Source organism: Janthinobacterium amylolyticum (genome assembly GCF_051380655.1).
In the GTDB taxonomy this organism is placed as follows: Bacteria; Pseudomonadota; Gammaproteobacteria; order Burkholderiales; family Burkholderiaceae_D; genus Janthinobacterium.
Map to the genome: position 1 here is coordinate 91,799 of NZ_JBNYXL010000006.1, position 12,424 is coordinate 104,222.

Genomic DNA, 12,424 nt, shown 5'->3' on the forward strand with positions numbered 1-12,424 from the left:
GCAGAGACGACCCCAGGGTCGTCTTTTTTTATTACGCCGCCTGCATCGGGCTGGGACTGCGGATCGCCATCAGGCGGTCGATGTCGACCAGGATCAGGCGGCGCCCCGCCACCTGGCCCAGGCCCAGCAGATAGTCGGCCTCGGTCTCGCCCAGGCCGGACACGGCGGTGATATCCTCGTGCGCCAGGCTGACGATGTCGGTGATGCCATCGACCACCATGCCCATCACGCCATTGCTCAACTGCAGGATGATCACGTCGGTGGAAGGGTCGGGCGCACCTTGGACGCTGCCGAACGCGGCGCGCATGTCGACGATGGGAATGATCACGCCACGCGAGACGGCCACGCTGCGCAGCACCTCGCCTTCCGAGGCGAAACGGTCGAGTTCCTTGAGCGGGCGCAACTCCCGCACGCAGCGGTAATCGAGGCCGTATTCGAGGCCACCCAGCCGGAAGCTCAGGTATTGCACGGCGGGCACTGCGGCGCCAGACGGTATCGTGGGCTGCATGATGTTCCTTTCATCCGGTCAGCGCTGCCAGGATGCGGCGCAATGATGCAACTTTGGCCCCATGCTAACGGGCATCATTGCCAACGGCGTTGAGAAACATCAACTTTCCCGGAGGACATTATCGGCTGACCAGTCCCGCATTGCGCCGGCGCAGCCGCGCGCGTCTTGCCTTACAATACCAGCATCTTTTTCAACAGGCAGGCCATGCAACACCTCGTCAACCCCGCTGAAGTTGAATTCTCCGCCATCCGCGCCCAGGGCCCGGGCGGGCAGAATGTCAACAAGGTTTCCAGCGCCATCCATTTGCGCTTCCCCATTGCCGCCTCATCGCTGCCGGAAGCGTACAAGGAACGGCTGCTGGCCCTGCGCGACAGCCGCATCAGCAAGGATGGCGTGCTGGTGCTCAAGGCGCAGCAGTCGCGCAGCCAGGAGCAGAACAAGGAAGAGGCCTTGCGGCGCTTGCAGGAAATCATCGACAGCGTGACCTTTTTGCCCGCCGTGCGCCGTGCCACCAAGCCCACGCGCAGCTCGCAGCGGCGCCGCCTCGACAGCAAGAGCACGCACAGCGTATTGAAACAATCGCGCGGCAAGGTCACTGACTGATCAGGGCGGCGGCTGGTAAGTCCACTCCAGGCTGCCCGTGCTGTCGGCAAACACCAGCTGCGTGGCCGGCGTGGCGCTGCGCAGCAAGGCCTTGATTTCTTTCGGCGGCCGGTCGTAGACCTTGGCCGGCCCCTGCGGCACCACCATGGCGCGCACCGTCGTCTCGCCATCGACCAGGCCCAGGGTGCAGTGCGACTGCCCCGCCGTTGCCTGCCGCTGCAGGCGTAATTGCTCCACCAGCGCCAGCATCTGCGCCTGCGAGATTTCCGATTGCTTCACTTCCAGCCGCAGCCGCGCCACCTCCTTGAGCACGGGGGCGATGCGCGCGGCCAGCTTGTCGTACTGCACCTGCTGCGCCGGCTGCAACTGCAATTCGCCGCGCCGCAGCTGTCCCGCCAGCAGCAGATAGTTGCGCACTTCCGGCAGCTGCGCGATGGCATCGATCTCCTGCTGCCGCTTCTGTTGAACTTGCAGGAACTGCGCGGCGCGCGCCAGGCTTTCGGCGATTTTCTGCTCCAGCGGGCGCAAGTCGGGTACCAGCGGAAACAGCAGCATTTCCACCTGCTTGCGCGGTCCGGCGCTGCCGATGCGGATGGTGCGCGCGGCCACGGCGCAGCCTTCGGCCAGTTCAATGACGACCTCGTCGGCGATGATCTCGCAATTGCTGGCGTGGTCGATCACCACGCGAGTGCCGGCGATGACGCAGCTTTCGGCCCGCTCCAGGTGCACTTCGCCGCTCAGCGCCTGGACCACGGAGCCGGACGCCACGCCGTCGATGCGCACGTCGCCGTGCTCGTTGAAGGCCGTGCCGCCCACCAGGTTGCGCTGCAGCCAGATCAGGCCGCCGTGCGAATGCAGATGGCCGTAGACGTCGCCATGGATGGTGATGTCGCTGCCATCGACCGAGCGCTGCTCCTGCACCTCGCCATATTCCTCGTAGGCGGCGCGCAGCTTCAGGTTGCCCGTCGTGCGGCTGCTGACGCCTTCGCGGCTGACGATTTTATTGTCGATGGAAATCTTGCCGTGCTCATCGATATTCACATAGCCATCCAGGGCGGCCACCACGAAGTCGCCATCACTGAAGTGTTCCACCACCGTGCCGACGCCCGCCACCGTGGCCAGATCCAGCTCCAGCGGTACGGGCGGCGGCACTACGTTGCCGGCCAGGTCGAAGCCGGGCAAGCCGGGAGCGCCCCGCAGCAAACGCAGCAGGCGCGCGTGTTTCTTGACCTGCGGAAATCGGTTCTTGAAGCTGAGCAGGTCGAGACGGCCATCCGGGCGCTCGCGCGGCGCATCGTCGCGGTGGATGCCTTGCGACACCTCGACCAGCTGGGCATCGCGGCCCGGCTGCGGCGCCAGCGCGCGCGCCACCGTGATGCGCTCGGCCTTGCCCGCATCGAGCAAGGCGCGCACGGCCAGACTATCGATACCGTAGCGCACGCCCTTGCCCCACAGGTCGGCCACCAGCTCGTCGAACTCGCGGCGCGCCGGCACCTGGCCATCCGTGCCGGGCGGCAACGCCTCGAAGTAAAACTCGGCGACATCGCCACGGATCTTGATTTGCTTGTACAGCAGGCGGCGCAAGGGCGGGAATGGCGCCACGCGCGCGGCGATGCGCAGCAAGGCTTCGCCCTTGGGCGCGGCGCGCGGCGTCGGCGCGTGGAACAGGGTCAGCAGGAACAGGGCGTAATCGAGGCCAAGCAGCAACTGGCCCGACTGGAACAACTGCTCGACGGCGGCGCGCAGCTGCGCCGGCGCCACGGACAGGTCGAAATACACGCCTTCATGACGCTGGACGAGACCGTGCGGCAAGCCAGGGGCCTGGTTCGCATCAGGAACGGGCGTGTCGTCGTCGCTCACCACTTGCCTCCCCAGGGTTGTGTGTGCCACCTTGCAATGGAACAATATCACGGGGCGCGGCAGCGTGCCAAAACCAGGGAAATGACAGCCTCAACGTGAAAACAGGGCCAATGCATGCATTGGCCCTGTTGCGGGGCGGATCGGGTCGGGAAAAATCAGCGGCGCGGCGGATTCGAGTAAATGTCTTGTCCCACTTCATTGATCTGGCGGCGCAGGTCGCGGCGCTCGTCAGGCGTCATGCGGCCCGTGCGGCGCGAGGAATCGCCGCCGTCATTGGCGCGGCGCTGCTCTTCGGCACGCGTGTCGAAACTGCGTGCGTCACGCTGTTCGCGCAGTCGCGTATCATTGCTGTTATTGCGTTGTACCTGTTCGTAGCGCTGTGCCTGCATTTGCTGCTGCTCATCGCGGCGTGGCGGCGGCTGGTTCTGTGCCTGCGCCAGACCGGCGGCAAACAGCGAACACACGGCAGCGGCGGACAGGACGAGCGAAGAGGCGCGTGCGGCAATCGCTGCGCTGGGAGCGGCGTGAATTTTTTTTGTAAAGATATTCATTGAGTTCCTCTTCCGCAATGCCGTATAAACTTAAAGCTGATTTCCACTGTGGCCCCAGTGTATGATGCTTTACACGGTGCAGTAAGAGTAATTGGGTAAAGTTTGTAACACTTTGTAATGGGTCGCCACAGCCCCTTGTGGGCGCTGCGCGAGGCGTTACTATAGCAACTAATATACGATAACACGACATCCTAAATGACCACAACCTCCACCTCCGGCAGCAATACGACGACGCAATCCATCCACGGCCATCAAGCCAAAATCATGGTGGTGGATGACGATGTGCGCCTGCGCGACCTGCTGCGCCGCTACCTGACCGAACAGGGCTTCAATGTCTTTACGGCCGAGAGCGCGACCGCCATGAACAAGCTGTGGCTGCGCGAGCGCTACGACTTGCTGGTGCTCGACCTGATGCTGCCGGGCGAAGATGGCCTGTCGATCTGCCGCCGCCTGCGCGGCGCGGGCGACCAGACGCCGATCATCATGCTGACGGCCAAGGGCGAAGACGTGGACCGCATCGTGGGCCTGGAAATGGGTGCCGACGACTACCTGCCGAAGCCGTTCAATCCGCGCGAACTGGTGGCCCGCATCGGCGCCGTGCTGCGCCGCAAGGGCCCCGATGAAATCCCGGGCGCGCCATCGGAAACGCCGCAAACCTTCGAGTTCGGTGACTTCGTGCTGGACCTGGGCACGCGCACCCTGAAAAAGAATGGCGAAACGGTGCCGCTGACGACCGGTGAATTTTCCGTCCTGAAAGTATTTGCCCGCCATGCACGCCAGCCCCTGTCGCGCGAAAAACTCATGGAACTGGCGCGCGGGCGCGAATACGAAGTGTTCGACCGCAGCCTGGACGTGCAGATCTCGCGCCTGCGCAAGCTGATCGAGCCTGACCCGTCGAGCCCGCTGTTCATCCAGACCGTGTGGGGCCTGGGCTACGTTTTCATCCCGGACGGACAGCCGCGCTGATCGCTGGCGAGGCATGATGAAGCTTGTTCCCGATATCAGCCTGGCACGGCTGAAAAGCGGCCTGTTCTGGCGTACCTTCTTGCTGCTGGGTACGTTGACCACGGTCAGCATGATCGCCTGGATCGGCATGATTTCCGTCATCCAGCGCGAGCCGCAGGCGCAGCAGATTTCCGCCCAGGTCATTTCCGTTGTCACCATCACGCATGCGGCGCTGACGCACTCGGCGCCCGAGCTGCGGCGCGAGCTGCTGTTCGACCTGGTCAGCAACGAAGGCATCCGCATCTTCCCGCTGGAGGAAGACGACCGCATCGAGCCGCCGCCCGACAATTACCTGATGCCCGACATCGAAGCGCTGGTGAAAGCCAAGCTGGGCGAGGACACGCGCTTTTCCGCGCGCGTGAACGGCGTGGCCGGCTTCTGGGTCAGCTTCAAGATCGACGACGACGAATACTGGCTGATGCTGGAGCGCGAGCGCCTGCGTGGCCTGACGGGCTTCCAGTGGCTGGGCTGGGCCAGCCTGGTGTCGCTGCTGTCCGTGCTGGGCGCGGCCATCATTTCCAGCCTGATCAACCTGCCGCTGTCGCGCCTGACTGCGGCCGCGCGCGACATCGCCAAGGGCAAGCAGCCGGCGCCGCTGCCGGAAAAAGGCCCGATCGAAATCATCGAGGCGAACCGCAGCTTCAACCAGATGGTCGACGACTTGAAACAGGTGGAATCGGACCGCGCCGTGATCCTGGCCGGCATCTCGCACGATTTGCGCACGCCATTGGCGCGCATGCAGCTGGAAGTGGAAATGGCCAACCTGTCGGACGAGGCGCGCGAGGGCATCCAGTCCGATATCGGACAGATGGACGCCATCATCGGCCAGTTCCTCGACTACGCCAGGCCGACGGAAGCGTCGACCTTTACCGATGTCGACCTCAGCGGTTTGCTCAGCGACATGGCGCGTGAAGCGATGCGCTTGCCCGACGTGAAAATCAACGCGGCGATCGCCGAAGGCGCGCATGCGATGGGCAATGCGACAGACTTGCGCCGCGTGCTCAACAACCTGATCGAAAACGCGCGCCGCTACGGCAAGACGCCCGGCAGCGAAGTGACGGAAATCGACATCGCCTGCCAGGTGCGCACCAGCCACGGCGCGAAAAAGGTCATCATCGAAGTGCAGGACCACGGCCCGGGCGTGCCGGCGGAAAAAATCGAACAGCTGTTGAAGCCGTTCACCCGCCTGGACACGGCACGCGGGCAAGCCAACGGCGCCGGCCTGGGCCTGGCCATCGTCGACCGCGTGCTGCTGCGCCACGGCGCCGAATTACAAGTGCGCAACCGCGAAGGCGGCGGCCTGGCGTTCCAGATCAGTTTGCCGGCGGTGTAGGCCGGATGAGCGGGAAGCGCGTAATCCGACACCATTGCTGGCCCAAGCTGCCAAGGCGCCTGGCATGGCATGGCGCGTCATTCCGACAAGAACAGCCAACAATGTTGTCGGATTACGGCCTTCGGCCTAATCCGACCTACGCGACTTTAAGCCCGGCGTTGTCGCAGGCGTGTAGGTCGGATTAGCGGGAACCGCGTAATCCGATGCCATTGTTGACCTCGCAGGTGCAGCCGCCGAGGCGCCTGGCATGGCGCATCATTCCGACAAGATCAGCCAACAATGTTGTCGGATTACGGCCTTCGGCCTAATCCGACCTACGCGACTTTAAGCCCGGCGTTGTCGCAGGCGATGTAGGTCGGATTAGCGGGAAGCGCGTAATCCGACACTATTGCTGGCCCAAGCTGCCAAGGCGCCTGGCATGGCCTGGCGCATCATTCCGGTAAGATCAGCCAACAATGTTGTCGGATTACGGCCTTCGGCCTAATCCGACCTACGCGACTTTAAGCCCGGCGTTTTTGCAAGCGATGTAGGCGTGTAGGTCGGATTAGCGGGAACCGCGACATCCGGGGTACGCTGCTCATCCAACGCTGCCACCCATGCCACCCGGCAGCGGTCAGGCCGACGCCGGCTCCTGCACCAGCAATTTGTTCATCAGCAGTTCCGTCGCGCCGTAGCCGTACAGGGAGTCGCTTTCCATGCCCGGCGTGTCGAAGGGGATTGATTCCTCACGGTCCAGCTTGGCGGGATCGGCATCCGCATAGCTGGCGCGCCAGGCGCGCTGCAGGGATTCGTTGCGTCGGATAAATGCCGGCATGGGCCAGGCGGCGCGTTCCCAGTGGCGGCTGTCGCCCAGCAAGGGCCAGCGCTCGTTGAGCAGGGCCATGTCGCCCGTGCGCAGGCGGCGCACGGCCTGTTCCGGCCGCAAGCCTTGCAGTTCGTCCAGCGATGGCAAGACATCGCGCTTGGGACCGAACATATATGCCAGCATGATGCGGCCGGCAGGCGCCGTGCGCGCCACCACGCCGACGGCATAGCCGCCGCCCGGCAGGGGCACGGCAAACCAGCTGCCTTCTCGGTATGGTAATGATTTCATCTCTGTAAACTCCCGCAAAATCGTGTTCGGGGCACAGTCTACGCGAAAGAATGCGCAAGTGGCGTATGGTACGCCACGGCAACAAACCAACAGTTACGACGCTTTAGGTGATTTTTTCATCGTAGTGATACTGGGCCACGATGGGGCCGGCCTTGAACAGCGCTTCCTTCATTTCCTTGTCCAGGCGCGCGTCGCGGCGGCGCATCCATTCGAGCAGCATGGACATTTCGCGCCGGCTCGTGTCGCCCGCGTGGGCCAGCACGCGGCGCAGTTCCGGGTCGGTGCAGGCTTCGAAACGCTGGCTGTTCAAGTCCAGCGCCTGCAGCGCGGCGATGGTGGCGCCGATGGCGCGGTGCATGTCCAGCGCGGTGGCGGGCAAGTCGGATTCTTCCAGTGGGACGGTGGTCATGCGCATTCCTTTTCGCGGAGTGAAGTGATATCGGCTGCATTCTCCGCCGCGCGGAGGAAAAGCTCAAGCGTCCACGACACGTTTCCACCCGTTCGGCCATAATCATGGCTCAGCATTAGCCTACACAGCGGGAGCCACATGTTCAATTTCGACTTTTACAATCCAACGCAAATCCTCTTCGGCCAGGGCCAGATCGCCAGCATCACGGCGCTGATCCCGCCCCAGGCCCGGGTGCTCATGACGTATGGCGGCGGCAGCATCCGGCAGAACGGCGTCTACGATGAAGTCAGGGCCGCGCTGGCCGGCCATGCCGTGCTGGAATTTGCCGGCATCGAACCCAATCCCAGCTATGAAACGTTGATGCAGGCCGTGGCCCTGGTGAAAAGCGAGCGCATCGATTTCCTGCTGGCCGTCGGCGGCGGTTCTGTTGTCGATGGCACCAAGTTCATCGCCGCCGCCGCCCTGCATGAAGGGGACCCGTGGGACATCCTGGCGAAAGGCGGCAAGATCGTCGAGGCCGCCCTGCCCTTCGGCACCGTATTGACCTTGCCGGCCACGGGATCCGAGATGAATGGCTCGGCCGTCATCACGCGCAAGGCGACGCAGGAAAAACGCTCGTTCATGAGCCGCAAGGTATATCCGAAATTTTCCGTGCTGGACCCGTCGAAGACCTTTACCTTGCCGCTGCGCCAGGTGGGCAATGGCGTCGTCGACGCCTTCGCGCATGTGATGGAGCAATACCTGACCACTCCCGTCAACGCCTCGGTGCAGGACCGCTTCGCGGAAGGCATCCTGCTGACCCTGATCGAGGAAGGGCCGAAGGCGCTGTCGCAGCCGGACGACTACGACGTGCGCGCCAACGTGATGTGGAGCGCCACCCTGGCCTTGAACGGCCTGATCGGCGTGGGCGTGCCGCAGGACTGGTCGACGCACGCCATCGGCCACGAACTGACGGCCTTGTACGAACTCGATCACGCACAGACGCTGGCCATCATCCTGCCCAGCATGCTGCGCGTGCGCAAGCAGGCCAAGCGCGCCAAGCTGCTGCAGTACGCGGCCCGCGTGTGGGGCCTCGATGGCGGCGACGAGGATGGCCGCATCGAGGCGGCCATCGCGCGCACCGAGTATTTCTTCCGCCACATGGGTGTCAAGACGCGCCTGGCAGACTATGGCCTGAACCATGCCAGCGTGGACGCCGTCGTGTCCGCGCTGGAAGCGCACGGCATGACGGCGCTGGGCGAGCAGCGCGACATCACGCCGGAAGTCAGCCGCAGGGTGCTGGAACTAAGCCTGTAGCGCCGGCTGCACATTCGACGCACACTGTTGTAAAACGGTCAGCCAGGTGGGACAGCGGGCCGTGGTTCATGCTAAGCTATCCGTTCGCTAGGGGTCCTGGAGCTGTTATCCGGGTGAGAGATACCCTTCGTACCTGATCTGGATAATGCCAGCGAAGGAAAGCGCAAAGTACCTCCCTCCTTTGATAGCTCCTGCGTTGGCGCCAGCCGAACAAGCAGCCTGCCGTGCTCTTTCCAGAGACGGCTTGAACCACGAGCAATCTATGTCCACACCGAATTTATCTGTTTCTGTACTGACCCTGGCCATCCTGCACGCGTTTGCCGCGCCAGCCTTTGCCACGAACGACGCCGCCGAAGCTGCCGACCCGCAGGCCAAGGCCGAGGCGCAAAGCATGGCCGAAGTGGTCGTCACGGCCAGCAAGGCGCCGGCCGCCAAGCGCGCCTCCGTCGGCGGCTTTTCCGACGCGCCGCTGCTGCAAACGCCGGCTTCCGTCACCGTCATCGGGCAGAAGGAAATGCAGGACCTGCAGATCCGCAACCTCAGCGATGCCGTCAAGCTCGACGCCAGCATCAACGAGTCGTACAACGCCGTCGGCTATGCGGAACAGTTCACCATCCGCGGTTTTAAACTCGACACGAACTCCAGCTACCGCAAGGATGGCGTGGCGATTCCCGGCGACACGCAAATTGCGCTGGAAAACAAGGAACGCATCGAAGTGCTGAAAGGCCTGGCCGGCTTGCAGGCGGGCGTGGCGGCACCGGGCGGCGTGATCGATTTCATCGTCAAGCGCCCCACCGCCGCGCCGCTGCGCACGGTCACCGTGGAAGCGCGCGAACGGGGCACCCTGTACGGCGCCGTCGACCTGGGCGGACGCCTGGAAGACAAGCGCTTCGGCTACCGCATCAACGTGGCGGCCGAGCGCCTGCGCTCCTACATCCGGGGCGCCGACGGCAACCGCAAGTTCATTTCCGGCGCCTTCGACTGGCAAATTTCGCCGCAAGCGCTGCTGCAACTCGACGCCGACTACCAGGACAAGGCGCAAGTGACGGCACCGGGCTTCCAGCTGCTGAGCAATGGCAAGCTGCCTTCCAACGTCAGCGCCGACACCATGCTCAACAAGCAGCCCTGGACGCACCCCGTGGAAACCGTCACCAGCAATCTCGGCCTGCGCTTCCAGTACGCCTTCAACGAGGACTGGCACGCCACCGTCTCCGCCAACCAGCACTCGTTCAAGCGCGACGACTACACCGCATATCCGTATGGCTGCAGCCCGGAAGGCTGGGCGCCCGTCTTCTGCAGCAATGGCGATTTCTCCGTGTGGGACTTCCGCAGTCTGGGCGAAACGAAAAAGCCGCTGAGCGCACAAGCCATGATCCAGGGCAAGTTCGCCACAGGCAGCCTGCGCCATGAAGTCACGGCCGGCGTGTCGTATTTCAACCGCAAGGACCGGGCCGGCAAGTATGTGTATGACGAAGTGGGCATCAGCAACATCTACCGCCCCGTCATCGTCGCCCCATCCGACGGCGTCACGGGCCCCGTGCGCCTGGTGCGCAACGACAAGGAAAAATCCGTCTTCGTGCAGGACATCGTCAGCCTGGCACCGAACTGGAAGCTGCATGGCGGCGTACGCCAGATCGATGTGGATGGCTACCAGTACGTGCTGAAGGCCGACAAGGAAATCCGCGCCAAACACGACTTCCTGCTGCCGAACGTGGCGCTGGTGTACAACCCGCAAGACAATATCGCCGTGTACGCCTCGTATTCGCACGGCATGGAACACGGCGGCACGGCCGACCGCTACGCGGAAAACGCCAACGTGGAACTGACGCCAAGCCGATCGAAGCAGGTCGAACTGGGCGTGAAGGCGGACTTGACGCCGGACTTCATGGTCGCCGCCACCTTGTTCCAGATCCGCAAGGGCCTGGAATTCAACCAGTACCTCGACAGCAGCATGAGCACCTACCACTTCGTGCGTGCGGGCCAGGCCCAGCATCGCGGGCTGGAACTGTCGGCGCAGGGCAAGGCTGGCGCCAACCTGAACCTGGGCGCCTCCATCACGGCCCTGAACAGCCAGCAGTCGGATACGGGCAGTGCGGACTATGATGGCAAGCGCGTGCCCAACGTGCCGGCATTCAAGGCCGCCGTGCGCGCCAACTACGCCGTGCCGCAAGTGGCCGGCCTGAGCGTGAATGGCAGCTGGGAATATGCGGGCAAGAAGGCGTTTGAGAACAACAACACAACCTTCGTGCCCTCGTACAGCGTGTTCAACCTGGGCGCCGCCTACGCCACGCGCCTGGCCGGCACGCCAGCCGTGCTGCGCGCCACCGTCAACAACCTGACGGACAAGTTCTACTGGCGCGACGTGACGCCGGAAGCAGGCGGCTACCTGTTCCCGGGCGCAAGCCGGACACTCAAAGTCTCGGCGCAGTTCGACTTTTAAACACCGAACCAAACCTGCTGCGCGTCGCGGATCGCGGCCTCCGATGCTCACTGTGCATTCGCACAGTGGCGCATCTCAACCACAATTCGCTGCCGCCCGCTACGGTTTTGTCAGGTGCTCCGAAGAGAAGAGAAGGCAGGCGCCGCATCAAGCGCCTGCCGCAGCAAAGGCGCGGCCTGGGCCAGGCGCGCCTCCAGGCTGTCGTGCAGCACGTGGTAGACAATGCCGCGCGCATCGAGTTCCTCCAGCAGCAGGCGATAGATCAGTTGGCGCACGGCTTCCGACTCGCGCTGCAAGCCGTCGGCCACCCAAGGGCTGTCGGGCGCCGTCACCAAGGTCACATCGTAGTGGGTGGCATCGGCCAGCGCGGCCAGCCGCGCATCGGCGCCATCGAAGTAATGGCGGCTGTAGACCACCGTCATCAACGGCGTCGTATCGCAAAAGAGGAAATGCCGGGCCTGCGCGGCGGCGGCCGCTTCGCGTTCGACTTGCGTGCGCGCGATGCCGTACTGGTCGGCAGCGACGGGCACCCTGCCCTGTGTTTCGACAAATTCCCGCAAATACTCAGGCACCCAGACGGTGCCGTAGCGTTCGGCCAGGGCGGCCGCCAGGGTCGACTTGCCCGACGATTCCGCGCCAAGGATGGCCACGCGCACGCAAGAACCCATCACTTGAGGACCATGGCGCCCGGGGCGGCAGGCGCGGACTTTTTCCACGCCAGCAAGCCGATGACGGCCATCACGACAAAGAAGCCATACAGCACGGCCGTCAGGGTCAGGCCCTTGTGCAGGTACAGCCACACGTACAGCACGTCGACGATGATCCAGGCGATCCAGTTTTCCAGTTTCTTGCGCGACAGCAGGAACTGCCCCACCAGGCTGCCTGCCGTGAGGAAACCGTCCGCATGCGGCACGTCCGTGTCCGTCGTCGTCAGCAGCCAGGCGATGAGCAGGAAGCCGACCAGCCAGCCCGCGGCGCACGCCAGCCAACCGCGTGCGGTCAGGCGCGTGACGGGCAGGGTCTTGCCGCCGCTGACCGGGTGCAGCCATTGATACCAGCCCCAGAACGAGACGCTGATGAACAGCAGCTGCAAGGCCATGTCGCCATACAGGCGCGACTCGAAAAACACGAAACCGTAGGCGGCCGAAGAGATGATGGCGAACAGCCAGGCCCAGTGGTTCTGGCGGATGTTCAGCGCAACGGTTGTCAATGCCAGGACAAAGGAAATCAGTTCAAGCGGCGTGGTGGCAAAACCCAGCAGGAGAAGCGTATCGTTCATGGGAATCGTGATGAGGCTGGTGGTGCAGTATGCAATACCGGGCATGA

Annotated in this window: 12 protein-coding genes and 1 riboswitch; of the genes, 5 read left to right on the forward strand and 7 right to left on the reverse strand. The window is 63.8% G+C overall.

Going from position 1 to position 12,424, the window contains the following annotated elements:
• Window positions 1–31: 31 nt before the first annotated feature.
• Window positions 32–508 (reverse strand): chemotaxis protein CheW, encoded by a 477-nt coding sequence (locus ACQ4WR_RS14075; RefSeq protein ID WP_436487948.1) that lies wholly within the window; start codon window positions 506–508, stop codon window positions 32–34.
• 204 nt (window positions 509–712) lie between these two features.
• On the opposite strand from ACQ4WR_RS14075, the gene arfB reads away from it, so the two are divergent.
• Window positions 713–1,111 (forward strand): alternative ribosome rescue aminoacyl-tRNA hydrolase ArfB, encoded by a 399-nt coding sequence (gene arfB, locus ACQ4WR_RS14080; RefSeq protein ID WP_034749850.1) that lies wholly within the window; start codon window positions 713–715, stop codon window positions 1,109–1,111.
• On the opposite strand, the gene ACQ4WR_RS14085 is transcribed toward arfB, so the two are convergent.
• Together ACQ4WR_RS14085 and ACQ4WR_RS14090 are read right to left on the reverse strand one after the other, a co-directional pair.
• A complete protein-coding gene (locus ACQ4WR_RS14085) occupies window positions 1,112–3,001 on the reverse strand; it encodes a flagellar assembly protein A (protein WP_436487949.1) in 1,890 nt (629 codons plus the stop codon).
• Between the two features lie 125 nt (window positions 3,002–3,126).
• Window positions 3,127–3,522 carry a hypothetical protein gene (locus ACQ4WR_RS14090; protein WP_102296079.1) on the reverse strand — a complete coding sequence of 132 codons (396 nt, stop codon included), beginning with the start codon at window positions 3,520–3,522 and terminating at the stop codon, window positions 3,127–3,129.
• 264 nt (window positions 3,523–3,786) lie between these two features.
• On the opposite strand from ACQ4WR_RS14090, the gene ompR reads away from it, so the two are divergent.
• Together ompR and ACQ4WR_RS14100 are read left to right on the forward strand one after the other, a co-directional pair.
• Window positions 3,787–4,488: an osmolarity response regulator transcription factor OmpR gene (ompR, locus tag ACQ4WR_RS14095; protein ID WP_223278807.1), complete on the forward strand. Its 702-nt coding sequence runs from the start codon at window positions 3,787–3,789 to the stop codon at window positions 4,486–4,488.
• 13 nt (window positions 4,489–4,501) lie between these two features.
• Window positions 4,502–5,860, forward strand: a complete 1,359-nt coding sequence (locus tag ACQ4WR_RS14100; RefSeq protein WP_102296077.1) for a sensor histidine kinase family protein — start codon at window positions 4,502–4,504, stop codon at window positions 5,858–5,860.
• A gap of 613 nt (window positions 5,861–6,473) precedes the next feature.
• Here the strand turns inward: ACQ4WR_RS14100 and ACQ4WR_RS14105 are convergent.
• Both ACQ4WR_RS14105 and ACQ4WR_RS14110 read right to left on the reverse strand, forming a co-directional pair.
• The gene (locus ACQ4WR_RS14105; RefSeq protein ID WP_102298772.1) at window positions 6,474–6,953 is read right to left on the reverse strand and encodes an Imm26 family immunity protein; all 480 of its coding nucleotides are present in this window, start codon (window positions 6,951–6,953) and stop codon (window positions 6,474–6,476) included.
• Window positions 6,954–7,056: 103 nt separating this feature from the next.
• A complete protein-coding gene (locus ACQ4WR_RS14110; RefSeq protein ID WP_254785783.1) occupies window positions 7,057–7,362 on the reverse strand; it encodes a ferritin family protein in 306 nt (101 codons plus the stop codon).
• Between the two features lie 138 nt (window positions 7,363–7,500).
• Here ACQ4WR_RS14110 and ACQ4WR_RS14115 point away from each other — a divergent pair, with 138 nt between their 5' ends.
• Both ACQ4WR_RS14115 and ACQ4WR_RS14120 read left to right on the forward strand, forming a co-directional pair.
• Window positions 7,501–8,658: an iron-containing alcohol dehydrogenase gene (locus tag ACQ4WR_RS14115; protein ID WP_436487953.1), complete on the forward strand. Its 1,158-nt coding sequence runs from the start codon at window positions 7,501–7,503 to the stop codon at window positions 8,656–8,658.
• Between the two features lie 79 nt (window positions 8,659–8,737).
• Window positions 8,738–8,835, forward strand: a riboswitch (TPP riboswitch).
• An 85-nt stretch (window positions 8,836–8,920) separates the two neighbouring features.
• Window positions 8,921–11,098 (forward strand): TonB-dependent siderophore receptor, encoded by a 2,178-nt coding sequence (locus ACQ4WR_RS14120; RefSeq protein ID WP_436487955.1) that lies wholly within the window; start codon window positions 8,921–8,923, stop codon window positions 11,096–11,098.
• Window positions 11,099–11,208: 110 nt separating this feature from the next.
• On the opposite strand, the gene ACQ4WR_RS14125 is transcribed toward ACQ4WR_RS14120, so the two are convergent.
• The gene (locus tag ACQ4WR_RS14125; protein WP_436488325.1) at window positions 11,209–11,766 is read right to left on the reverse strand and encodes an AAA family ATPase; all 558 of its coding nucleotides are present in this window, start codon (window positions 11,764–11,766) and stop codon (window positions 11,209–11,211) included.
• Window positions 11,766–12,377 (reverse strand): nicotinamide riboside transporter PnuC, encoded by a 612-nt coding sequence (gene pnuC / locus ACQ4WR_RS14130; protein WP_436487957.1) that lies wholly within the window; start codon window positions 12,375–12,377, stop codon window positions 11,766–11,768. The genes ACQ4WR_RS14125 and pnuC overlap by 1 nt, the downstream gene beginning before the upstream one ends.
• Between the last annotated feature and the right edge of the window lie 47 nt (window positions 12,378–12,424).

What these genes read in the sequence shown, in the direction of transcription:
- ACQ4WR_RS14075 (WP_436487948.1), bottom strand. Translation starts at nt 508, where the DNA reads ATGCAGCCCACGATACCGTCTGGCGCCGCAGTGCCCGCCGTGCAATAC.
- ACQ4WR_RS14120 (WP_436487955.1), top strand. Translation starts at nt 8,921, where the DNA reads ATGTCCACACCGAATTTATCTGTTTCTGTACTGACCCTGGCCATCCTG.
- arfB (WP_034749850.1), top strand. Translation starts at nt 713, where the DNA reads ATGCAACACCTCGTCAACCCCGCTGAAGTTGAATTCTCCGCCATCCGC.
- ACQ4WR_RS14115 (WP_436487953.1), top strand. Translation starts at nt 7,501, where the DNA reads ATGTTCAATTTCGACTTTTACAATCCAACGCAAATCCTCTTCGGCCAG.
- ACQ4WR_RS14100 (WP_102296077.1), top strand. Translation starts at nt 4,502, where the DNA reads ATGATGAAGCTTGTTCCCGATATCAGCCTGGCACGGCTGAAAAGCGGC.
- ACQ4WR_RS14125 (WP_436488325.1), bottom strand. Translation starts at nt 11,766, where the DNA reads ATGGGTTCTTGCGTGCGCGTGGCCATCCTTGGCGCGGAATCGTCGGGC.
- ACQ4WR_RS14105 (WP_102298772.1), bottom strand. Translation starts at nt 6,953, where the DNA reads ATGAAATCATTACCATACCGAGAAGGCAGCTGGTTTGCCGTGCCCCTG.
- ACQ4WR_RS14110 (WP_254785783.1), bottom strand. Translation starts at nt 7,362, where the DNA reads ATGACCACCGTCCCACTGGAAGAATCCGACTTGCCCGCCACCGCGCTG.
- ACQ4WR_RS14090 (WP_102296079.1), bottom strand. Translation starts at nt 3,522, where the DNA reads ATGAATATCTTTACAAAAAAAATTCACGCCGCTCCCAGCGCAGCGATT.
- ompR (WP_223278807.1), top strand. Translation starts at nt 3,787, where the DNA reads ATGGTGGTGGATGACGATGTGCGCCTGCGCGACCTGCTGCGCCGCTAC.
- pnuC (WP_436487957.1), bottom strand. Translation starts at nt 12,377, where the DNA reads ATGAACGATACGCTTCTCCTGCTGGGTTTTGCCACCACGCCGCTTGAA.